20 protein-coding genes are annotated in these 22,387 nt (G+C 73.4%); 9 read left to right on the top strand and 11 right to left on the bottom strand.

The window, feature by feature from the left end:
- Positions 1-67 precede the first annotated feature (67 nt).
- On the top strand, positions 68-1,654 hold the full coding sequence (locus E6P78_RS00920; protein ID WP_136201566.1) for an AMP-binding protein: 1,587 nt from the start codon (positions 68-70) through the stop codon (positions 1,652-1,654).
- Positions 1,655-2,314: 660 nt separating this feature from the next.
- Here the strand turns inward: E6P78_RS00920 and E6P78_RS00915 are convergent.
- Positions 2,315-2,839, bottom strand: coding sequence for an EF-hand domain-containing protein (locus E6P78_RS00915; protein WP_136201565.1), 525 nt, complete (start codon positions 2,837-2,839; stop codon positions 2,315-2,317).
- A gap of 67 nt (positions 2,840-2,906) precedes the next feature.
- Positions 2,907-3,281: an STAS domain-containing protein gene (locus tag E6P78_RS00910; protein WP_136201564.1), complete on the bottom strand. Its 375-nt coding sequence runs from the start codon at positions 3,279-3,281 to the stop codon at positions 2,907-2,909.
- A 315-nt stretch (positions 3,282-3,596) separates the two neighbouring features.
- Here E6P78_RS00910 and E6P78_RS00905 point away from each other — a divergent pair, with 315 nt between their 5' ends.
- Complete coding sequence (locus E6P78_RS00905) at positions 3,597-4,172, top strand: sigma-70 family RNA polymerase sigma factor (protein WP_136201563.1); 576 nt, start codon at positions 3,597-3,599, stop codon at positions 4,170-4,172.
- Positions 4,169-5,728 carry a zf-HC2 domain-containing protein gene (locus tag E6P78_RS00900; protein WP_136201562.1) on the top strand — a complete coding sequence of 520 codons (1,560 nt, stop codon included), beginning with the start codon at positions 4,169-4,171 and terminating at the stop codon, positions 5,726-5,728. The genes E6P78_RS00905 and E6P78_RS00900 overlap by 4 nt, the downstream gene beginning before the upstream one ends.
- A 41-nt stretch (positions 5,729-5,769) precedes the next feature.
- Here the strand turns inward: E6P78_RS00900 and purU are convergent, their stop codons facing one another.
- The 4 genes from purU to E6P78_RS00880 all read right to left on the bottom strand — a co-directional run bounded on the left by purU (position 5,770) and on the right by E6P78_RS00880 (position 10,387).
- Positions 5,770-6,648: a formyltetrahydrofolate deformylase gene (purU, locus tag E6P78_RS00895; RefSeq protein WP_136201561.1), complete on the bottom strand. Its 879-nt coding sequence runs from the start codon at positions 6,646-6,648 to the stop codon at positions 5,770-5,772.
- Positions 6,649-6,676: 28 nt separating this feature from the next.
- Entirely contained in the window at positions 6,677-7,123 is a 447-nt protein-coding gene (locus tag E6P78_RS00890; protein ID WP_136201761.1) for a hypothetical protein, read from the bottom strand.
- A 176-nt stretch (positions 7,124-7,299) separates the two neighbouring features.
- On the bottom strand, positions 7,300-8,847 hold the full coding sequence (locus tag E6P78_RS00885; protein WP_240798991.1) for a hypothetical protein: 1,548 nt from the start codon (positions 8,845-8,847) through the stop codon (positions 7,300-7,302).
- A gap of 157 nt (positions 8,848-9,004) precedes the next feature.
- Positions 9,005-10,387: a transcriptional regulator gene (locus tag E6P78_RS00880; protein WP_136201560.1), complete on the bottom strand. Its 1,383-nt coding sequence runs from the start codon at positions 10,385-10,387 to the stop codon at positions 9,005-9,007.
- Positions 10,388-10,691: 304 nt separating this feature from the next.
- Here E6P78_RS00880 and E6P78_RS00875 point away from each other — a divergent pair, with 304 nt between their 5' ends.
- From E6P78_RS00875 to E6P78_RS00865, 3 genes are read left to right on the top strand one after another with little or no spacing between them, the layout of a single operon-like run.
- Positions 10,692-11,369 carry a bifunctional DNA primase/polymerase gene (locus tag E6P78_RS00875; protein ID WP_240798990.1) on the top strand — a complete coding sequence of 226 codons (678 nt, stop codon included), beginning with the start codon at positions 10,692-10,694 and terminating at the stop codon, positions 11,367-11,369.
- A gap of 39 nt (positions 11,370-11,408) precedes the next feature.
- Positions 11,409-12,272, top strand: coding sequence for an ABC transporter ATP-binding protein (locus E6P78_RS00870; protein WP_240798989.1), 864 nt, complete (start codon positions 11,409-11,411; stop codon positions 12,270-12,272).
- A complete protein-coding gene (locus E6P78_RS00865; protein ID WP_136201559.1) occupies positions 12,269-13,921 on the top strand; it encodes a transporter in 1,653 nt (550 codons plus the stop codon). The genes E6P78_RS00870 and E6P78_RS00865 overlap by 4 nt, the downstream gene beginning before the upstream one ends.
- Before the next feature lie 18 nt (positions 13,922-13,939).
- Here the strand turns inward: E6P78_RS00865 and E6P78_RS00860 are convergent, their stop codons facing one another.
- Positions 13,940-14,833: an alpha/beta hydrolase gene (locus E6P78_RS00860; RefSeq protein ID WP_136201558.1), complete on the bottom strand. Its 894-nt coding sequence runs from the start codon at positions 14,831-14,833 to the stop codon at positions 13,940-13,942.
- Between the two features lie 506 nt (positions 14,834-15,339).
- On the bottom strand, positions 15,340-16,032 hold the full coding sequence (locus tag E6P78_RS00855) for a metal-dependent transcriptional regulator (RefSeq protein ID WP_136201557.1): 693 nt from the start codon (positions 16,030-16,032) through the stop codon (positions 15,340-15,342).
- Positions 16,033-16,311: 279 nt separating this feature from the next.
- Between E6P78_RS00855 and E6P78_RS00850 the strand changes: the two genes are divergently transcribed.
- A complete protein-coding gene (locus E6P78_RS00850; protein WP_136201556.1) occupies positions 16,312-17,067 on the top strand; it encodes an SIS domain-containing protein in 756 nt (251 codons plus the stop codon).
- Between the two features lie 59 nt (positions 17,068-17,126).
- Here the strand turns inward: E6P78_RS00850 and E6P78_RS00845 are convergent, their stop codons facing one another.
- The gene (locus tag E6P78_RS00845; RefSeq protein ID WP_136201555.1) at positions 17,127-18,500 is read right to left on the bottom strand and encodes a PAS domain-containing protein; all 1,374 of its coding nucleotides are present in this window, start codon (positions 18,498-18,500) and stop codon (positions 17,127-17,129) included.
- Between the two features lie 363 nt (positions 18,501-18,863).
- The gene (gene pdxH / locus E6P78_RS00840) at positions 18,864-19,499 is read right to left on the bottom strand and encodes a pyridoxamine 5'-phosphate oxidase (RefSeq protein ID WP_136201757.1); all 636 of its coding nucleotides are present in this window, start codon (positions 19,497-19,499) and stop codon (positions 18,864-18,866) included.
- Positions 19,500-19,746: 247 nt separating this feature from the next.
- Between pdxH and E6P78_RS00835 the strand changes: the two genes are divergently transcribed.
- Positions 19,747-20,856: a citrate synthase 2 gene (locus E6P78_RS00835; protein ID WP_136201554.1), complete on the top strand. Its 1,110-nt coding sequence runs from the start codon at positions 19,747-19,749 to the stop codon at positions 20,854-20,856.
- A gap of 137 nt (positions 20,857-20,993) precedes the next feature.
- Complete coding sequence (locus E6P78_RS00830; RefSeq protein ID WP_136201553.1) at positions 20,994-21,767, top strand: alpha/beta fold hydrolase; 774 nt, start codon at positions 20,994-20,996, stop codon at positions 21,765-21,767.
- Between the two features lie 21 nt (positions 21,768-21,788).
- On the opposite strand, the gene E6P78_RS00825 is transcribed toward E6P78_RS00830, so the two are convergent.
- Entirely contained in the window at positions 21,789-22,352 is a 564-nt protein-coding gene (locus tag E6P78_RS00825; protein ID WP_136201552.1) for a GNAT family N-acetyltransferase, read from the bottom strand.
- Positions 22,353-22,387 lie beyond the last annotated feature (35 nt).

Below are 22,387 nucleotides of genomic sequence, written 5' to 3'. Positions count from 1 at the left end.
CCGACAAGGCGCGGCGCCCTACGCTCTCGACAGAATCTGACTGACCGTCAGCTGTGAGGGGTTCGCCGTGACCGGTACCGCACACGCCCTGAGCGCATCGGGGACCTTCTGGGAGCTCGTCGAACGCCGGGCCGCACTGACGCCCGACCGGCCCTTCCTGCTCCAGGACGACCGCACCCTCACCTTCGGCGCCCTGCGCGCCCGGGCCGAGCGGGTCGCGGCCGGGCTGTACGCGGCGGGCGTCCGCCCCGGCACCGTCGTCGCCTGGCAACTGCCCACCCGCATCGAGACCGTGCTCCTGTCCTTCGCGCTGACCCGGATCGGCGCCGTGCAGAGCCCCGTCATCCCCTTCTACCGCGACCGCGAGACCGGCTTCGCGCTGCGTGAGTCCCGGGCGGAGTTCTTCGCGGTGCCCGGCACCTGGCGCGGCTTCGACCACACGGCCATGGCCACCCGGCTCGCGGCGGGCCTCGACCGCCCGCCGCACGTCTTCGAGGCGTACGGGGTGCTGCCGGACGGCGACCCCGCGATCCTGCCGGCGCCGCCCTCCGACGGCACCGCCGTGCGCTGGATCTACTGGACCTCGGGCACCACGTCCGACCCCAAGGGCGTCCTCCACACCGACCGCAGCCTCATGGCGGCCGGCTCCTGCCTCGCCCACGCGCTGCGCCTGACCGCGTCCGACGTCGGCTCGATCGCCTTCCCCTTCGCCCACGTCGGCGGGCCCGACTACGCGGTGATGCTGCTCCTGTACGGCTTCCCCGCCGTCCTCTTCGAGCACTTCGCGATGCCGGACGCCCTGGCGGGGTACCGGCGGCACGGGGTGACGGTCGCGGGGGGCTCCACCGCGTTCTACTCCATGCTCCTGGCCGCGCAGCGGGAGGCGCCGGGGGTGCCGCTCGTCCCCACCCTGCGGCTGCTGGCGGGCGGGGGCGCGCCGAAGCCGCCGGAGCTGTACCACGCGGTCGTCCGGGAGATGGGCGTCCAGCTGACCCACGGCTACGGCATGACCGAGGTCCCCATGATCACCATGGGCGCGCCCGACGACACGGTGGAGCACCTCGCCGGCACGGAGGGGCTGCCGCCCGCCGGCATGGAGATCCGGATCACCGACGAGTCCGGTGATCCGGTGCCCTGCGGTGCGGACGGGGAGATACGGCTGCGGGGCGAGGCGGTCTGCCAGGGGTACGTCGATCCCCGGGCCACCGCCGAGGCGTTCGACGCGGAGGGGTTCCTGGTCACGGGCGACGTCGGGCACGTGCTGCCCAGCGGACACCTGGTGCTCACGGGGCGGCTGAAGGACGTCATCATCCGCAAGGGCGAGAACATCTCGGCGAAGGAGATCGAGGACCTGCTCGCGGCGCACCCGTCCGTGGGTGACGCGGCGGTCATCGGGCTGCCGGACGCGGAGCGGGGTGAGCGGGTCTGCGCGGTCGTGACCCCACGCGAGGGCGCCGCACCGCCCCTCACCCTCCCCGCCCTGACGGCGTACCTGCGCGAGGCGGGACTCGCGGTGCACAAGCTGCCCGAGCAACTGGAGGTGGTGTCCGCGTTGCCCCGGCACGGGGCGCTGCGGAAGGTCCTGAAGTACCGGCTCCGAGAGCGGTTCGGGGCGCCGGGCGGGCGGGGCCCTTGGGGTGGGCGGCATTCTTGAGCCTGCGCCCCGGTCCGGGCCGAGGGTTCCGTCCTCAATCGCCGGACGGGCGGGGCCCTTGGGCGGGCGGCATCCTTGAGTCTGCGCCCCGGTCCGGGGCGGAGGGTTCCGTCCTCAATCGCCGGACTGGCTTGAATGGGGCGCCGGCCCCCACGGGTTCCCCCGGTCCGGGGCCGGGGGTTCCGTCCTCAATCGCCGGACGGGCTCAAAGGCGCGCCCCCGCCGGTGGGTGGGGTCCGGGGGCCCTCCGGGGCGTCTCCTCGGACGACGAACGTTCCGCCGGTACGCAGCGGCACCCCGGTATCCGTTCCTCGCCCTGCGGGGACTCCCCTGCACGCCCCCGGACCACCCGTCGCGCGCCTGCACACCGGTTGGCACGAAGGCCGCAGACGCAAGGCGGCCGGGTGGGGGCGTGCAGGGCAGTCCCCGCAGAAAATGGCGTACGACCCGGGTCCCCCACGCACCCGGGTGCACACGCCATTTTTGAGGAGTCTGCCCGGAGGGCCCCCACCCCCACCCACCGCACAGGAGGCGACCCGCACCCCGCAGAGCAACCCGCACAAACCCAGCCCGTCCGGCGCCTGAGGACGGAACCCCCCGCCCCGGACCGGGGCGCAGAACCAAGGATGCCGCCCGCCCAAGGGCCGGGCCCCGCCCCGATCAAGGGCCCGGTTCGATCACCGTCACGTACGCCGCGAGCGCGGCAACCACGTCGTCCTCGACGACCCCGCCGTCCCGGTCCACGTCCAGGCTCTGCGCGGCGAACGCCGCCGCGTCGGGGCCGGCGCCCAGGACCTTCAGCGCGCGTTCGACCGCGGGCACGGACGCCCGGCCGTCGTCCGAGGGGCCGGCGGCCACCGCGAGCGCCGCGCGCAGGAACGGGCGGGCGATCTCCGCGAACCGCTCCGGGTTGTCGCGCAACCGTTTCACCGCGCCGCCCACGAACTCCTCACGGGTGACGCGCTGGTCCCCGTCGACGTCGGCGATGCCCGCCATGCCCTGCCAGAACGCCTCGGCCCCGCTGTAGAGCGCCTGCCCCTTGTCGCAGCGGGCCGTCGTACCGAACTCGGTGAGCAGACGGGCCGCGGCGGCGTTGAAATCCGCGCGATCGATGTATCCGTTGCCGTCCTGGTCGAAGGCGGCGAAGCGGAAGGCGATCTTGCGCTCATACTCTGCGCTGTCCATGCGGGGAGCGTACGACGCCGGGAGGCGTCACGTGTCACTTATGGGTCCGGTCCACCGGCAAGGGTTTTCAGGCCGTGAGCGGCTCGGCCTCCTCGTCGACGGCCGCGTCCCAGTCGGGGTAGATCTCGAACAGCCGGCGCACGCCGAGCGCGGCGAGCACTCGGTTGACGTGGGAGCCCTCCTCCGCGCCCCGGGCGGGCAGGATCAGCCGCAGCCGCCCCCCGCAGGAACGCATCAGGCGGCGAAGCGCGATGAGTACCCCGACGCCGCTGGAGTCGCAGAACTGGACGCCCGAGAGGTCGAGCACGACGTCGTGACGGCCCACGGCGACCACGTCGTGCACGGACTGACGCACGGCGGGTGAGGTCACCAGGTCCAGTTCGCCGGATATGTGCAGCACGGTCCACCCGCCCCGCTCGGCCTCCGAGACTTTCAGGGTCACGCGACTGGGCCTCTCGTTCCGGGGATACCGGGGAGTCCGGTGATCCGGAAGTTTGCGTTCCTCCTCTCGCGGCTGCCCCCGTGCGCCCCTTCCGAAACACCGGCCTCTCCAGGACGGCCCGGAAACGGTTCCGGCAGAAATGATCGCTCCGGATCGGATTCCATCGGTGAGCACGGGCGCGTTCCTTACCATCCGGGGCGTCGGCGGGGACGTACTTGTCGTAAAGGGGCGTGCTCAGCGGGGGTGGCCGACTACATTCGGACTGGACGAGGGGGACACGGCACGAGGTTTTGACGGCAGAGGGCAGGGGGTCGCATGGCTAAAAACGCACCACCCCGCTGGGACCGCAAGATGCAGCAGCGGCTGTCCCGCGGTGAGGCGGCCGCCCTCGGTGAGATGTACGACCGGTTCGCCGCCCTCGTCCACAGCCAGGCCAACCGGATGCTGGACGACGAGGACGCCGCGGATCTGGTCACCCGCGAGGTCTTCGGCCATGTCTGGGAGAAACCGGACACCTACGACCCCAGGCAGGGCTCCATGCGGTCCTGGCTGGCCCACCTCACGCACCGCGAGTCCGTCCGGCGGCTGCGGGGCCGGGCCGACGCCGACGCGGACGGCCCCGATGATCCGGGCGAGCTGGAGGAGCGGGTGCGCCGGGCCACCGCCGCGGCCCGCGCCGACTACATCGTGTCGTCCATGCCCGCCCCGCTGCGGGCGGCGCTGGAGCTGGCGTACGTCCAGCGTCGCGACTACCGGCAGACCGCGACGGACCTCGGCGTCACCGAGGACGAGGCGCGGCGCCGGCTGCGGCTCGGGCTGCAACTGCTGTCCACCGCCCGCACCCGGCCACTGGAGGGCGCCCCGCCGCCCGGATACGGGCGGGCCCTGTGAGCGGCGGCACCGACGACCGTGACGAGGGCGGACGCGAGGAGGAGGTGCGGGGCGCCCGGCGCATACCGGGGCCCCGGGCCGCCGCGGACGACTTCGGTGAGCTGAGTCGGATGCCCGTGCGGCCGTCCGTGCCGGACCCGGACCCGAAGCCGGACCTTGGGCCGGAGCCGGACCTTGGACCGGACCCGGAGCCGGAGCCGGACCTTGGACCGGACCTTGGACCGGACCTTGGGCCGGACCTTGGGCCGGACCTTGGGCCGGACCTTGGGCCGGACCTTGGGCCGGACCTTGGGCCGGACCTTGGACCGGACCCGAAGCCGGAGCCGGCCCCGGACCCTGACCCGGCCCCGGAGCCGGACCCGGAGCCGGAGCCGGAGCCGCTGGAGGCGGATGCCCCGGCCCACGACCCGCTACAACCGCCGGCTCCGCCGGCCCTCGTGCTGCCGCATCGCGTTCTTCAGGCGCTGCTCGGGGCCTGGGCGCTGGCCGCGTGTTCGGCGGAGGAGACCGAGGCCGTCGAGGCGCACCTCACGGAGTGCGCGCCTTGTGCGGACGAGGCGCTGCGGCTGCGGGACGCGGTCGGGCTGCTGCACACCGACCGGAGCCTGGATCTCGACCCGTTGCTCAGGGCCCGGGTGCTGGAGAACTGCCTGAGCCGGCGGCCCGCCGACATTCCGGTGCCGGAGTGGGCCGCCCCGTACGACGCGGAGACGGCGCGGCTCGACGCGCTGCTGCGGGACATCGGGGGCGCGGAGTGGCACGCGCCGGTGCGGCTGAAGTGGTTCGAGGGCGAGCACGGGGTGCAGCGCCGGACGACGGTCGCCGGGGTGATCGGGCACCTGCTGACCGTGGACGGGCTGGTCAGCGCGGCCCTCGGGCTGGACGACCCGCTCGCCGAGAGCCACCCCCGCGGCGGCGAGGGCCTGCCGCTCGCGCCGACACCGCGCACCGAGACGTACTGGTCGGCCGCCCGGCTCCCGGCGACGCGTGCGGTCCGCGAGCCGTGGCGCGAGCAGAGCCACACCCTGATCCGGACGGTGTCCTTCGCGGGGCGCGGCGTCTCGGAGCTGTCCGTGTCCTACGGGGACTTCGCGCTGCCGTTGCAGGACGCCCTGCTGGACCGGGCCTTCGAGTGCTGGGTGCACGCGGGGGACATCGCGAACGCGGTGGACTATCCGTACGAGCCGCCGTCCGCCGGGCATCTGCACCGGATGATCGATCTGGCGGTCCGGATGCTGCCGGCCGCGCTGGCGGGGCGGCGCAGGTCGGGGCTGGCGGGGCCGGCCCGGCGCCTGGTGGCGGCCGGGGCCCCGGGGCGCTCGCTGCATCTGGAGATCGAGGGTTCGGGCGGCGGCGACTGGTACATCGCGCTGGACTCCCCCGCCGCCCTCGGCTCCCCCGACCACACGGTGGCGCAGGTCGCGCTGGACGGTGTGGAGTTCTGCCGACTGGTGGCGGGACATGTGCCGCCCGTGGAGGCGGCGGCCGGCCAGCGCGGGGACCGCGAGGCGATCCAGGACGTGCTGTTCGCGGCGGCATCCCTCAGCAGGCTGTGAGAGCGGCTAGGACCTGTCCGGCGGATCTTCGTGGAGCGGCACTAGGCGAAGACCACCGTGCGGCGGCCGTTGAGGAGGATGCGGCGTTCCGCGTGCCACTTCACCGCGCGCGCCAGCGCCTGGCACTCCACGTCGCGCCCGAGGGCGACGAGCTGGTCCGGCGTCACGCCGTGGCCGACGCGCTCGACCTCCTGCTCGATGATCGGGCCCTCGTCGAGGTCGGCCGTCACGTAGTGCGCGGTGGCGCCGATGAGCTTCACGCCGCGCGCGTGCGCCTGGTGGTAGGGCTTGGCGCCCTTGAAGCTCGGCAGGAACGAGTGGTGGATGTTGATGATCCGGCCGCTCAGCTGCTTGCACAGGTCGTCCGAGAGGACCTGCATGTAGCGGGCCAGGACGACCAGCTCGACGTTCTCCTCGCGGACCAGCTCCAGCAGCTCCGCCTCGGCCTGCGGCTTGTTGTCCCGGGTCACCGGGATGTGCCGGAAGGGCACGTCGTACGAGGCGACGAGCCCGGCGAAGTCCGGGTGGTTGGAGACGACGGCGGCGATCTCCACCGGCAGGGCGCCGGTCCGGGAGCGGAAGAGCAGGTCGTTGAGGCAGTGGCCGAACCTGCTGACCATCAGCACGATCCGCATCCGCTCCGAGGACCGGTGGATCTGCCAGTCCATGGCGAAGGAGTCGCCGATCGCGGCGAAGCTCGCCCGCAGCTTGTCGACGGTCACCGGGTTGGCCGCCGAGAAGTGGACGCGCATGAAGAACAGACCCGTGTCGTGGTCCCCGAACTGCTGACTGTCCTCGATGTTGCAGCCGGTCATGAAGAGATAGCTCGACACGGCGTGCACGATGCCCTGTTTGTCCGGGCAGGAGAGGGTCAGGACGTACTGGTCGGGGACGGTGTCAGCAGGCTGCGGCGCGGTCATCCCCGTAGCGTGCCACACCGTCGGCGGTTCAGGCGGTCCTGGTCATGATGCGGAGCACGTCCAGTGAGCGCGGCGGGACGTCGGGGTCCTCGCCGTCGTTCGTGGCGAGCAGCACATGGGCCTCGCGGGCGGCCCTGACCGCCTCCGGCCAGCCGTGGTGCTCCAGGTAGGCGGAGACGGGGGCGTCCGCGCCGACCTGGTGCATGATGCGCAGCACCCGCAGCACGGCGGCGTCGACGAGGGCCGCCTCGCCGGAGTCCCGGAAGATGGTGCCGACGTACTTCTCGGCGGACCAGTTGTCGAGCCAGGTGTCCTCGACCAGGCGGTACACGGCGTCGGTGACGTCGCCGTATCCCTCCCGGCCGGCCAGCCAGCACTCGTGGTGGAAGACGGGGTCGGAGAGCATGTGCAGCGCCGAGCGCACGTTGCTGCGCCAGCGCCACCACGGAAGGTCATTGAGCGGCATGCCGCCCATGGTGGAGGAGCGACGGCCGCGACGGGAAGAGTTCTCGGAACCTTGCTGCACGGTTGTCGATCGTACGTTCCCTTTCCGGTCTTTCGTACGGGCCCCTGCCTTCACCGTCGCCACCTGGGCGCCGAGCGGTGACCCGGGCCCTCGTCGACGCCGGCACGGCCCGCCGAACCTGCCGCTCAGAGCGCGGTGGCCTCGCGCTTCGTCAGGTCGTACTTCGCCGCGATGGCGTTCCACAGCGTGGACGCCTGCTGCTTGGCCTTGCTCGCCTCGCCGCTCTTCACGGTCGCCTGCTGGGTGTGCGAGGTCGTACGGGCATGGCCGCCCTTGCACACCTTCTTGCTCTTGGCCTGCCTGGCCCACGCCGCGTAGTGGTCGTCGGCGGACGCGGACGCCTGCCAGGCCTTGGTGAGCGCGGTGGTCAGCGCGGCGTGGTCCGGCAGCTTGTCGAGCGACAGGCCCTCCAGGCGCGTCACCAGGTCGCGGCGCTGCTTCGCGGCGCCCTTCAGGTCGGAGACGGCCTTGTCCAGGTCGGTGCAGGACTTGGTCTTCTCGACCGCGCCGATGACCGCCGCACGGCTGTTGTTGCTGTCCGCGAGGAGCTTGTCGAGCTCCTCCGCCTGCGGCTTCGCCGGGTCGGCCACCGGCTGCTTCTTCTCCTCGGACGGCTCGGTGCCGGCCGGTGAACTCGCGGACGCCACCGGCTGCTTGTTGTCCTTGTCGTCGTCGCCGCCGCTCATCAGCGCGCCCGCGCCGAGCCCGATCACCGCGCAGCCGACGACGACCGCCGCGATCAGCGGAACGGCCGCGGACTTCTTGCGCCGCCCGCCGTCCCCGTCCTGCGGCAGCCCCTCCTCGGGGCCGGCGTACGGGGGCTGCGGCGGCTGGTAGGCCTGCTGCTGCGGCGCCGGGCCCGCCTGGTACGGCTGCTGCTGCGGCGCCGGACCTGCCTGGTACGGCTGTTGCTGCTGCGCCGGGTCGAACCGGGGTATCTGCTGGGTGGCGCCCTCCGGTTCGTCGCTGCGGAAGAGGTTGTCGAACTCGGCGGGCGGCTGCCGCTCGCCGGGCGCCCCGGGCCGGATGCCGTACGGGGCGCCGCCGGGGGTCGCAGGGATGTACTGCGTCGCGTCGGCGTCCGGGCCGCCCTGCGCGGGCTGCTGGTAGCCCTGCTGCCGGGAGTGGCCCAGGAACCGGGTGGACTCCGCGGGGTTCTCCGGCGGCAGCCCGCCGGGCGCCGGGCCGCCGGGTATCGGCGCGATGTACTGCGTGGCGTCGACGTCGCCGGGGCCCGCGCCGTGCCCGGTCTCGGGCGGCAGGGGCTGGGCGTACGGCTGCTGCCCGCCCTGCCCGCCCTGCCCGTACGCGGGAGGCTGCTGCTGCCCGCCCTGCCCGTACGCGGGAGGCTGCTGCTGCCCGTGCTGCCGGCCCTGGCCGTACCCGCCCTGGCCGTATCCGTTCGGGTCGTACGCGTCCTGGCCGCCGTACTGGCCCTGCTGTCCGGAGGCGTCGTACGGGGACTGCCGGCCCTGGCCGTACGCGTCCTGGCCGGCACCGTCCTGCGGCCCCCAGGGCTGTCCCCACGGCTGGCCGGCCGCCGGGGCCGCCTGGCCGCCCGCCGCTCCCCCCGGCGTCCAGGGCTCGCCGCCGTCCGAGGGCAGCACGACACCCTCGTGTGCGGGTCGTACAGCAGGGAGCTGCTGCTCGTCACCCTGTCCGCTCTGCGTCACCGGGACTCCTACGTGTCAACTATGGAATCGTCGGCTCACGCTATCGGGTGGCAGCCGCCGTTCGCCAAGCGCCCGTTGCCCCTCGCCTACCCTTCGTACCGGGTGTAACACCCTGCCCCCTCAAGACGCAGTTGAGGGGGCAGGCCGCTGCGTGTGCTCAGGCCGCCTGGAGTTCCAGCCGGGCGCCGAACTCCCGTACCGCGGGCTCGTCCCCGTACGGCAGCAGGCGCTGCTGGAGGTCGTCCAGATACTCCGCGCCCCGGCTGGAGCGCACCGTGCCCAGCAGCTCCATCGCCCGCGTCCCCGTGTGGCAGGCCTGCTCCACCTCCCGCAGCTGGACCTGGGCCGTGGCCAGCAGCGCCAGGCCGATGCCCCGGCGGCGGGCCCGGGACTCCGGGTGGCCGTCCAGGGACTCCTTCGCCCGGCGCGCGGCGGCCTCGGCCTGACCCAGGTCGCGGTGGCAGTGCGCCAGCTCGTCCGCCAGGTAGGCGTGGTCGAAGTGGGCGATCCAGTCGGGGTCGTCCCCGGTGTCCGGCTCGGCCCGCTCCAGCGCCGCCTGCGCCCGCCCCGCCGCCTCCTGGCAGGTGCGTACGTCGCCGAGCAGCGCGTGGCCGCGCGCCTCCGCCGCGTGGAACATCGCCTCCGCCCTCGGCGTGACCCGGCCGCGCGACCCCTCCTGCGCGGCCCGCGCCAGCTGCGCGATCTCGCGCGGGTTGCCGAGCTGCGCCGCGAGGTGGCTCATCGAGGCGGCCAGCACATAGCCGCCGTAGGCGCGGTCGCCCGCCGCCTGCGCGAGGCGCAGGGCCTGGATGTAGTAGCGCTGGGCCAGGCCCGGCTGGCCCGTGTCGACCGCCATGTACCCGGCGAGTTCGGTGAGCCGGGCGACGGCCGCGAACAGCTGACGGCCGGTCGATTCGTGGTACGCGCCCGAAAGGAGCCCGGAGACCACGCTGTTGAGGTAGTGCACCAGGACGGGGCGCACATGTCCGCTGCCGAACCGGTGGTCGAGGTCGACCAGCGCGGCCGTCGTCGCCCGCACCGCCTCCACGTCCGACATCCCGACCCGGGAACCGGCCGACCGGGCGACCTGCGGGTCCGCGCCGGTGATCAGCCAGTCCCGGCTGGGCTCCACCAGCGCGGACGAGGCGACCGTCGAGCCGGACAGGAAGTCGCGGCGGCCGACGTCGCTGCGCCACAGCTCGCAGACCTGCTCGATGGCCCCGATCACCGTCGGGGCGAACTGGAGGCCGACGCCCGAGGCCAGGTTCTTGCCGTTGGCCATGCCGATCTCGTCGATCGTGACCGTACGGCCGAGCTTGCGGCCCAGCGCCTCGGCGATGATGCCCGGCGCCCGGCCGCGCGGCTGCTGGCCGCGCAGCCAGCGGGCCACGGAGGTCTTGTCGTACCGGAGGTCGAGACCGCGCTCGGTCCCCACCATGTTGACGCGGCGGGCCAGGCCCGCGTTGGAGCATCCGGCTTCCTGGATGAGCGCCTGGAGCCGTTCGTTCGGCTGGCGTGCGACGAGAGGCCTGGCTGCCATGTGTGTCCCCCTGAGGCCGCAGTGATCGATGACGGGATCACTGCCCGACATATGTCTCAGAAATGCGCCGATTCATCGTGTTGGTCACTTTCCTCGCGACTCACCTCATTCGTAACGGCAACCCACCTAAAATGCCGCGCGAACCGCGTCGTCCGAACGTCCCGTAACCAGTTACCCCCCTCCGGCCCGGACTTCTCCCACGCGCCCCCGCCCATGCATCCGTGCGCCCCATGTGCGGGAGCGGAGGCCCCAACCGCGCCCGATGCGCCCGTAACTCCTCGTGAAGCCTGTAGTTGAGCTGGGCGTGGAAGATCCCATCGGAGTCAAGGAAGCCGCACAGGTTCCCCGGCAGCGCGTCGATCAACTGCTCGACGCCGCCGTGCGGTACACGGAGGAACGGCACTGGGACGTGTGCCCCGGCACCTGGCTGGAGCCGGTCGACGGCGCCCAGCGGTGCTCGTGCGGCGAAGTCGGCTGTGCCGCGCCCGGCGCGCACCCCACCCGCGCCGACTGGGCGCAGGGGGCCACCGGCAGCGCCGCCGCCGCTCGCCGGATGTGGACCCAACAGCCCGGCGCGGCCGTCCTGTTGCCGACCGGGCGGGCATTCGACGCGCTCGACGTGCCGGAGTCCGCCGGGTTCCTGGCGCTGGCCCGGATGGAGCGGATGAGCCTGCCGCTCGGTCCGGTCACCCGCACCCCCGACCGCCGGATGCAGTTCTTCGTCCTGCCCGGCGCCGCCGCCAAGGTGGAGGACCTGGTGCGCCGGGCCGGGTGGAACGCCGCGTCGATCGGCCTGCGCGGCGTCGGCGAGGGCGACTACGTCACGGCACCGCCCACCCGGGTCGGCGGCACCGGAGCGGTGCAGTGGGCCCGCTCCCCCACGACCGCCAACCGCTGGCTGCCCGAGGTGGAGGAGCTCATCAGCCCGCTGGCGTACGCGTGCGGACGGGTGGCGGCGGACGCCCGGGAGAGCCTTTCGTAGGGTGTCCCCCACATACGGGGACTGCGAAGGGCGTGCACCATGCCGGACCGGACACAGAACGGCGGAACACAGAACAGCGGGGCCGGGAACGGCGGAACGGACCGGGCCGCCGGCCCGGTGGACATACCGCGGGCGGCGCCGCCCGCGGTGCGCGTCGAGGGGCTGTGGAAACGATTCGGCGAACAGACCGCGGTCGCCGGGATCGATCTGGAGCTGCCGGCCGGCAAGTTCATCGGCCTGGTCGGGCCCAACGGGGCGGGGAAGACCACCACGCTCTCCATGGTCACCGGTCTGCTCCGCCCCGACATGGGCAGGATCGAGATCGGCGGGCGTGACGTCTGGCGCGACCCGGTCGAGGTGAAGTCCCGGATCGGCGTCCTGCCCGAGGGCCTGCGCCTCTTCGAACGCCTCTCCGGCCGCGAACTTCTCGCGTACACCGGGCGGTTGCGCGGGCTGCCGGGCCACGAGGTGGACAGCCGTGCCACCCAGCTGCTGGACGTGCTGGACCTGGCGGGCTCCCAGCACAAGCTGGTCATCGACTACTCGACGGGCATGCGGAAGAAGATCGGGCTCGCCGCCGCGCTGCTGCACAACCCCGAAGTCCTCTTCCTGGACGAGCCGTTCGAGGGCGTCGACCCCGTCTCGGCGCAGACCATCCGCCAGGTGCTGGAGCGCTACACCGGCTCCGGCGCGACCGTCGTCTTCTCCAGCCATGTGATGGAGCTGGTCGAGTCGTTGTGCGACTGGGTGGCCGTCATGGCGGCCGGAACCATCCGGGCCCGGGGCACCCTGGCCGAGGTGCGCGGCGATGCGCCCTCCCTTCAGAACGCCTTCCTGGAGCTCGTCGGCGCGGGCGACCGCGACACCGGCGAGACCCTCGACTGGCTGGGCGGCGACCGATGAGCGTGCTCGACGCCCCGGCCGGCACCGGCCTCCGCCCGCGCGCCACGGCCGGCGGTACGGGCCTGGTCCCCGTCTTCGCCCGGCTCAAGCTGACCCTCCTGCGCAACGGGCTGCGCCAGTCCGCCGGGCGCCGGGCCGCCTACATCGCCTCGGTCGTCGGCGCCGTGCTGATCGCCGTCGGCCAGGTGTTCGGGCTCGTCCTGCTGCGCGGAAACGCCCACGCGGACTCCCTGGTCGTGCTGCTCATCGCCGTCCTGGCGCTCGGCTGGGCCGTGATGCCGCTGTTCTTCGCCGCCGGCGACGAGACCCTGGACCCGACCCGTCTCGTCATGCTGCCGCTGCGGCCCCGGCCACTGATCATCGCGCTGCTCGTCTCCTCGCTGATCGGCATCGGGCCGCTGTTCACGCTGTGCCTGGCGGCCGGCTCGGTGGCCGCCGTGGCCCACGGGGCGGGCGCGGCGGTCTTCGCCGTCCTCGCCGTCCCGCTGACCCTGCTGGTCTGCGTGGCCCTGGCCCGTACCGTCACCGCCGCCAACACCCGGCTCCTCACCTCCCGCAAGGGCCGCGACCTGGCGGTGCTCAGCGGACTGGTCATCGCGGTGGGCATCCAGGTCGTCAACTTCGGCGTGCAGCGCCTCAGCCGGGCGGGCGGCCTGTCCGCGCTCGACCCGACGGCGGACGTGGTCCGCTGGCTGCCGCCCGCGTCGGCGATCGGGTCCGTGGACTCCGCCTCCCGGGGCGCGTACGGGCAGGCCGTCGTCCAGCTGCTGCTCGCCGCCGCCGCGCTCGTCCTGCTGCTGTGGCTGTGGCAGCGCACCCTGACCAAGCTGATGACCGCGCCGGACGGCTCGACGGCCGCCGCCGCGGACCCCGAGCGCAAGAAGTCCGGCCGGGGCGGCGGCGGCCTCTGGGCGCTGCTGCCCGAGGGGCGCACCGGCACGGTGATGCAGCGGACCCTGCGGTACGTGGCGCGCGACCCGAAGACCAAGGCCGCCTGGGTGTCCGCGCTGGCGGTCGGGCTGATCGTGCCGCTGCTCAACGCCGCACAGGGCACGGGCTCGGTGTACTTCGCGTGCTTCTGCGCCGGGATGCTCGGCATCCAGATGTACAACCAGTTCGGGCAGGACACCTCCGCGTTCTGGATGGTGGCCCTGACGATCTCGACCACCCGGGACGCCTACCTCGAACTCCGGGCGCGGGCGCTGGCGCTGCTGCTGATCACCCTCCCGTACACGGTGGTCGTGACGGTGGTGACGGCGGCGCTGCTCAACGACTGGGCGCAGCTGCCGGGGGTCATGGGCCTGTCGTTCGCGCTGCTGGGCGCGATGCTGGCGACGGGTGCGGTGGCCTCGGTGAACTTCCCGTACTCGGTCCCGCAGGAGGGCGCGTTCAAGAACGTGGCGCCGGGGCAGGCCGGGCTCGCCTGGATCGCGATCTTCGGCGGCATGGTGTCGGCGGCGCTGATGAGCGCCCCGGTGATCGCCCTGACGATCGGCCTGCACGTCGCGGGCGCCGAGGACCTGCTGTGGCTCCTGCTGCCGGTGGGGGCCGGGTACGGGGCACTGATCGCCTGGGGCGGGCTGCGGCTGGCGGCCCCGCGCATGGCCGTGCGGCTGCCGGAGATCCTGGGGGCGGTCAGCAAGGGGTGAGGGCGGGCCCGGGAGCCGTTACGGGGACACCGGCTCCCGGTCGTCCCGCGCGTCCTCGGCCAGCTGCTCCAGGAAGGGTTCGACCGCGGCGCGCCAGCCCTCGGGCCGGTCGAAGTGGATGAGGTGGCCCGCGTCGGCCACCTCCGCGTACTGCCCGCGCGGCAGGACCCGGACCATCTCCTGCGCCTCCGCCCGGCCCAGCTCGCCGTCCAGCCCGCGCAGTACCAGCGTCGGGCACCTGACCTGGGCCAGCTCCTCCCAGTGCGCGTCGAACACCCAGGGGGCGCGGGACTCCAGCATCTGCCGGCGGGAGAAGACGGGCCGCCAGCCGTCGGCGTGCTCGGTCATCACCTGGGCGTAGAACTCGCCGCGCGACGGGTTGGGGCGCTCCACCCAGGGGTCGTCCTCGCCGAACCACTGCCGTACGGCGTCGAGCGAGGCGAACGGCAGCGGCCAGGTGTCGAACCAGTCCGCCCACTCGCGCTGCGAGGCCGCGCCGAGCGCGGAGGCGCGCATGTCGCAGATGACGAGCGCGCGGACCAGGTCGGGGCGCTTGGCGGCGAGCTGCCAGGCGGTCAGCGCGCCCATGGAGTGGCCGACGAGGGTGACGGGGGCGAGCCCGAGCTGTTCGATCGCCGCCTCGGCGTCCGCGACGTACGCGTCCCGGGTGTACGGGCCGTCGGCCGGCTTCGCGCTGGCGCCGTGGCCCCGCTGGTCGAGGCCGACCGGGCGGTGGCGCTCGGCGAGCCAGCGGGTGACGGGCGCCCAGTGCGAGGCCCGGCCCATCAGGCCGTGCAGCAGTAACACGCCGGGGGCCCGGCCGCCGGCCGCGCTCTGCTCGGGCTGGTCGGCGAACTCCCAGGCCGCGAGGCGTACGCCGTCGGTTCCGGTCACTTCGATGCGCCGCGCCATAGCTCCGGGCACCCCCTTGTCCCCTTGGTCACCGGGTGGTCATGTCGGCAGACTATCGAACCTTTATTCGAAAACCGGGATCTGCCGACCAACACCGCTCGTTCGAGTGACTGCTTCCCAGGATTGACGGCGGCAGCTGCGGGGAGATCTCTTCCGGGAGGCGGGCCACTCGGGGATGAGGGCCCACGGGACCGACCTTGAGAGCTCGGGGCTCCAGGTCGGACACAGGGGAGGACAGGCCCCGGCGCCTTGCGGCGCCGGGGCCGACCGCTTTCCGGCCCGGGCGCCCCCGGGAGACCCCCACCGCAGGCCCGTCCTGCTCGAACGACGGGTGCATTCCGGCTCCCCTCCCCGGCCGCGGCCCGGCAGCCGGCACGCTCAGCCGTCCCTCCGCCACAGCCTGGCACGCGAGGCGCCGACGCGCTGCGGTTCCGGACGGAAAAAGAGAAACCGGGCATCCGCGGCCACGGCCGCCGATGCCCGGTCTCCCCGGAACCCCGCGGTTCCTACCGCTTGGCCACGAAGACGTGCGAGGCGACCTCGGAGTCCAGCTCCGCCGCCTCTCCGCTGCTGCCGACCAGCACCCCGCCGGGCGACTCGGTCACGCTGACCACCGAACCGGGCTGCACGCCCGCCCGCCGCAGCGTGTACATCAGCTGGGCGTCCGTCTGGATCGGCTCACCGATCCGGCGGACCACCACCGTCTTGCCCTCGCTCCCCGGGTCGAGGTCGGACAGGCTCACCATGCCCTCGTCCAGGAACGGGTCGGCCTCGGCCTTCTCGCCCAGCTCCTCGAGGCCCGGGATCGGGTTCCCGTACGGCGACTCCGTCGGGTGGCGCAGCAGCTCCAACACCCGCCGCTCCACCGCCTCGCTCATCACGTGCTCCCACCGGCACGCCTCGGCGTGGACCTGCTCCCACTCCAGGCCGATCACGTCGACCAGCAGGCACTCGGCCAGCCGGTGCTTGCGCATGACGCGGGTCGCCAGCCGGCGGCCCTCCTCCGTCAGCTCCAGATGCCGGTCGCCCGCCACCTGCACCAGGCCGTCGCGCTCCATGCGTGCCACGGTCTGGCTGACGGTGGGACCGCTCTGGTCCAGCCGTTCCGCGATCCGGGCGCGCATGGGGACCACGCCTTCCTCTTCGAGTTCGAGGATGGTGCGGAGATACATCTCCGTTGTGTCGATCAGTCCGGACATTCGTGCCCCTCGATGCAGTCGTGCGTGAGGACCTGTCTTCGGGGTCCCCTCGTCGCCCGGAGGGCGGCCGTGCGGGAGAGGGGAGTCGAAGACAGGTCCGCACCCTCAACCAATTCTGACGCATCGGGCCGGTAACCGTGCCTCGCCGTCACCACCGGCGCCGATACGGCCGCTCCGCCGACGTCCTGCGGTATTGACATGTCACTGGTCCAGACCGCAACGTGATCGGCGGTACGGACGCCCCATGGACATCTCACCCCGCCGGAAAGGCCCTCCTCGATGAGCGAAAGCAAGCTCGCCGGTCAGTTCCTCGACGCAGCGATCGGCCTGCTGGGGAGGGTGCGCGACGAGGAGGCCGACAGCATCGCCGCCGCCGGTGCCGCCATCGCCGACACCGTCGCGGCGGGCGGGCGGCTCTTCGCCTTCGGCGCCGGGCACTCCTCGCTCGCCGCCCAGGACGTCGTCTACCGGGCGGGCGGGCTCGCCCTGATGAACCTCATGGCCGTCCCCGGCGCACTCGGCGTCGACGTCATGCCCGCGACCCTCGGCTCCGCGCTGGAACGCGTGGACGGCCTCGCGGGCGCGGTGCTCGACTCCAGCCCCGCGAAGACGGGCGACGTCCTCGTGATCATCTCGCTCTCCGGGCGCAACGCCCTGCCCGTCGAGATGGCGATGAACGCGCGTGCGCTGGGCCTGAAGGTCATCGGCGTCACCTCGGTCGCGTACGCGACCGAGACCCGGTCACGGCACAGCTCGGGCGGCTTCCTGCGGGACCACTGCGACATCGTCCTCGACAGCAAGATCGCGGTCGGGGACGCGGAGCTGGAGGTGGACGGCATCGAGGCGCCGTTCGCACCGGCGTCGACCGTGGTCACCAGCGCGATCATGCAGGCGATGATGGCAGCGGCCGCGGAAGGGCTGCTGGAGCGGGGCGTGGAGCCGCCGCTGCTGCGGTCGGGGAACGTGGACGGCGGGCACGAGTGGAACGGGCGCGTGATGGCGCAGTACGCGGACCGGATCTTCTACCGGCACTGAGCGGTGACCGCGCATTCCGGTCTGTGAGGTGGCCGTCCACCCCGGCGGCGGTTCCGTCCTCAAACGCCGGACGGGCTGGGTTTCTCGCCGGACGGGCTGGACAACCGGTGCAGGTCCACCGATGCCGCCACCCGGTCCGCCACGCTCTCCGCGTACGCCGCGTCCGGGCGTTCGAAGGCGGCCCGGTGGGCGGAGCGCAGGAAGGTGACCACGCCCAGGGTCCGGCCCCGGCTCCGCAGCACCACGCACAGCGCGTGCACCGCGTCGGCGGGCCACTGCCGCTGCCTCGCCCACTCCCCGTCCGTACGCCCGGCCCCCGCCGAGGCCCGCACCGAGCCCGTGCGGTCCACCGCCTGGAGGGCCGGGTGGCCCGGCGCGTACCGCAGGGGGATGCCGCCGCCGGCCACCGGCAGGCAGGGCCCCGGCGCGTCGGCCGGGGTGGCGGCGGCCCGCACCAGGCGCTCCCCCGCCACCAGGTCGATCAGCGCGTGGTCGGCGAACCCGGCCAGCGCGTAGTCGAGGGAGGACGTGGCCGCCTCCATCGGGTCCTCGCACTCGGCGGCCGACCGCGAGGCGCGGTGCAGCTGGTTGGAGCGGAAACGCACCCGGTCCGCCTCCTGGGACGCGAGCTTCGCCGCCGTCACGTCCTGGAAGACCCAGCCGGCCCCCAGCGGCACCGGCTCCTCGGTGAGCGGCGAGGCCAGCCGCAGGAAACCGCTTCTCCAGCAGCGCCGGCGCACGCCCTCGCCGCCCCGCAGCGTCACCCACAGCTCGGCGGGCGCGGGCGGCGCGCCCTCGGCCAGCACGTGCTGGAGCGCGCCCTCCAGCTCCTCCACACCCTGGGCGATCAGCTCGCCGAGCGGCCGCCCCAGCAGCGTCGTACGGCCGCCGCCCAGGGCGCGGGCCGCGTGGGCGTTGACGACGGTCGGGCGCAGGTCCACGTCCACGAGGACCACGCCCCAGGACGCGTCCTCGAACAGCGCCTCGCTGAGCGCGATGGCCCGTTCCAGGTCGATCTGCGCGTGGACCTCGCTGAACGCGCAGTAGACCCCGGCCGGCTTTCCGTCCGCGCCCCGCACCCCGGCCGACTGGGTGCGGACGAGGACCCGGCCGCCGTCCTTGCGCAGCAGCGCGAACTCGTGCACCTGCCGGCCCGGCGCGCCCATGACGGCCATCAGCCGGCCCTGCACCTCGTCCGCGTCGGCCCTGCGCACGGCCCATCCGGCGAATCCGGGCCGCCCCACGGCCTCCACGGCGGACCAGCCCAGGATGCGCTCCGCCTCGCGGTTCCAGTGGGTGACGGTGCCCTCCGCGTCGAAGGCGCAGAGCGCCGCGTCCATCCCGTCGAGGAGGGCCGCCAGCAGCTCCGCCCCGGGAGTCGGCTCGGGGCCGAGCGCGTCGTCGGTCGTACCCCTGCTCGTGGAAGCACTCATCCCGGACCCCCTGCAGGACGTGTCCGCCATTGCCGCACGTCAGACCATTGAACTCGAACGTGACCCAGCACACAGCGAGTTCCCCGAAAACGATCCCTTCGATAATTCGGTTGTGCGGGCGCGGAGGCGGTTCCTAAGCTGTCCGTACACGTTGAAAGGAGGTGATCCGAAAAGTGCAGTCTTATCGGATTCGTGAGGTGGCTGCGGGCTGACAGCCCGTCGTCGCACATCGTGCACCTCGGCGGACTGTCTGCCGAAACCCAAGCAGTCACCGACCCGCAGGCTCGCCGGTAGATCCGGCCGGCTCCTCCGCAAGGAGGGACCAGAGCCTGCGGGTTTCCGCGTTACGGGGCAGCGCCGCGCTCACGGGCACAGCCGCTCGACGCGCCACGTACCGTCCTCGCCGCCCTCGCGCACGTACCGCAGCCGGTCGTGGAGGCGGTTCTCGTGGCCCTGCCAGAACTCGATCGTGTCGGGGACGACGCGGAAGCCGCCCCAGTGCGGGGGCGCCGGGACCTTCTCGCCCTCGGGGTAGCGGGCGGACAGGTCCTCGTAGCGGTGCACCAGCTCCTCGCGGGTGCCGATCACCGTCGACTGGTCGCTCGCCCAGGCGCCGAGCTGGGAGCCGTGCGGGCGGGTGCGGAAGTAGGCGACGGTCTCCTCGCGGGCGACGCGGGAGGCGGTGCCGGTGACGATGACCTGGCGGGCCAGCGGGTGCCAGGGGAAGAGCAGCGAGACGTACGGGTTGGCGGCCAGCTCGCGGCCCTTGCGGGACTCGTAGTTGGTGAAGAAGACAAAGCCGCGCGCGTCGTACATCTTCAGCAGCACCGTGCGGGAGGAGGGGCGGCCCTCGGGGGTCGCCGTGGACACCACCATGGCGTTCGGCTCGTGGAGCATCCCGCCGGCGGCGACCTGCCGGAACCAGCGGGCGAACTGGTCCATCGGATCGGGGGCGAGGCCGTCCTCGGTGAAGCTCTCGGAGCGGTACTGCTCGCGCATCGCGGCCGGATCGGTGGTGGAATCGAAGGAGGAGTCTGCGGTGGGCACGGAGCCATCCTGCCGCAGCGGGCGGGCGCGAAGGAGGTCCGCCCGCCGAGGAGCGGGGAACGGAGGGGGTCCGCCCGCCGTGGAGCGGGGAACGGGCGGCTGTGCCGGATGTCACGCTTCCCGGTCACGTCGGAACCCGCCAGTATCGGGGGTGGGCCTCCGGGCCCGCTCGCAACCGTCGATCCGAGGGAGCCGCCTGATGTCCGACTTCGTACCCGGACTCGAAGGAGTCGTCGCGTTCGAAACGGAAATCGCCGAACCCGACAAGGAAGGCGGTTCGCTCCGGTACCGGGGCGTCGACATCGAGGACCTCGTCGGCCACGTGTCGTTCGGCAACGTGTGGGGGCTGCTGGTGGACGGGGCGTTCAAGCCCGGTCTGCCCCCGGCCGAACCGTTCCCGATCCCGGTGCACTCCGGTGACATCCGGGTCGACGTGCAGTCCGCGCTCGCGATGCTCGCCCCGGTGTGGGGGCTGAAGCCGCTGCTCGACATCGACGAGGAGACCGCCCGCGAGAACCTGGCGCGGGCCGCCGTGATGGCGCTGTCGTACGTGGCCCAGTCGGCGCGCGGGCAGGGCCGGCCGATGGTCCCGCAGCGCGAGATCGACAAGGCGGGGTCCGTCGTGGAGCGGTTCATGATCCGCTGGCGCGGCGAGCCGGACCCCCGGCACGTGAAGGCCGTGGACGCGTACTGGACGTCCGCCGCCGAGCACGGGATGAACGCCTCCACGTTCACCGCCCGGGTCATCGCCTCGACCGGCGCCGACGTGGCCGCCGCGCTGTCCGGCGCGGTGGGCGCCATGTCGGGCCCGCTGCACGGCGGCGCCCCCTCCCGCGTCCTCGGCATGATCGAGGAGATCGAGCGGACCGGGGACGCCACGGCGTACGTGAAGAAGGCCCTGGACAAGGGCGAGCGGCTGATGGGCTTCGGCCACCGCGTCTACCGGGCCGAGGACCCGCGCGCCCGGGTGCTGCGCCGGACCGCCGAGGAGCTGGGCGCGCCCAGGTTCGAGGTGGCGCAGGCGCTGGAGAAGGCGGCGCTGGAGGAGCTGCACGCCCGGCGCCCGGACCGGGTGCTGGCGACGAACGTGGAGTTCTGGGCGGCGATCATGCTGGACTTCGCCGAGGTTCCGGCGCACATGTTCACGTCGATGTTCACGTGCGCCCGTACGGCGGGCTGGTCGGCGCACATCCTGGAGCAGAAGCGGACGGGCCGCCTGGTGCGCCCGTCGGCACGGTACGTGGGCCCGGGGCCGCGCAGCCCCCGCGAGATCGACGGGTTCGCGGAGCTGGCGGACCTGGGGAACTGAGGGCGCCGCGATACCGCAGCGCGCCGGCCCCCTCCTCGCCCTCGCCCGGAGGGGGCCGCCGCCGCGCTGCCACAATGCTGTCCACCGTGCCCGGACAGAACGCCGGCCCCGTCGGCGGTGAAGCAGAGGTGGACCGCATGAGTGTGTCGACACGGCCGCAGAACGAGCGCTGGGTCGTCGGCCGGCTGGCCGTCGGGACCGTGCGCACCCGGCTGATCTGCGTACCGCAGGCGGGAGCCGGGGCCGGGGCGTTCGCGGGGTGGCGCAACCACATCCCGCAGGGGTACGAGCTGGCCCCGGTCGAACTGCCGGGCCGGGGCACCCGGGACGCCGAGCCGATGCCGGCGGACTTCGACGCGTTGGCCGACCGGCTGCTGGCCGGACTGACCCCCGAACTCGGCGTGCCGTACGTGCTGTTCGGGCACAGCTTCGGCGGGGCCCTGGTCTACGAGCTGAGCCGCCGGATCGAGGACCGGGGGCTGCCCGCCCCGGTGGCCACCGTCGTATCGGGCTTCCGGGCCCCGCACACCCCGCCCACGACGGCCATGTCCGAGGTGTCCGACGAAGAGCTGCTGGACTGGCTGATCCGCAACGGCGGGATGCCGGAGGAACTGCTCGCGTACAAGACGTTCGTGCGTCAGATCATGCGGTACATACGCGCCGATCTGCGGATCGCCGAAAGCTACTCGCTCGACGAACCGGCGCCGCTGCCGGGCCCGTTGCACGTCTTCGGCGGTACGGACGACCAGGTGACGCCACCCGACCGGTTGCCCGAGTGGCGGGCCTGCGCCGGCTCCGACTTCTCGCTGACGCTGCTGCCCGGCGGTCACAACTACCCGCACACCGACCCGCCGACCATGGTGGCCGCGCTCATGGACGTCCTCGCGGCCACGCCGTCGCACGCCGGGTGACCGGGGGGGCGGTCCTGTCGGTCAGGGCCGGTCGAGTCCCCACGTCTGGAGGGCGTACGGGCGCCCCTTCTGGACGCCCTCGATGAGCGGCACGCCGAGCAGCCGGAAGCCGGTCGCGGTGGCCACGGCGACGCTGGCGGCGTTCTCCGGCTCCAGCTCCAGGGTCACCCGTTCGACGCCCAGTTCCCCGAAGGCGTACGCGGCCATCACCCGCACCGCCCGCCCGGCCAGCCCCTGCCCGCGGTGGGCGGGCCCGACCGCGTAACCGAGCTCCGTGCCCTCGGGGGCGCGGCGCAGCATCACCTCACCGAGCGGGGCGCCGCCGTCGAGCGTGATGGCGAGCAGCACGGCCGTACCGTCCGCCCGCAGCTGCCGGGCCTTCGCCAGCCGGTCGCGGGCGGCCCCGGCGTCGAAGGGCGAGACGATCGGCGTCCAGTGCGCGATGTCGGGGTGGTCGAACAACTCCGGCATCGCGGCCAGGTCTTCTTCCGTCCAGTCACGCAGCACGAGCCCTTCGCCGGTGAGTTCGACGCGGTCGGGAAACGCGGGGTGGGGCGAGGCTGAGGTGTCGGCGCTGCTGGACATGGAGGAACAGTATCCCGGCGGGTACGGGGCCGGGC

The sequence above is a fragment of the Streptomyces sp. A0958 genome, from assembly GCF_004795035.1.
In the GTDB taxonomy this organism is placed as follows: Bacteria; Actinomycetota; Actinomycetes; order Streptomycetales; family Streptomycetaceae; genus Streptomyces.
This window is presented reverse-complemented; position numbering and strand designations above follow the sequence as displayed.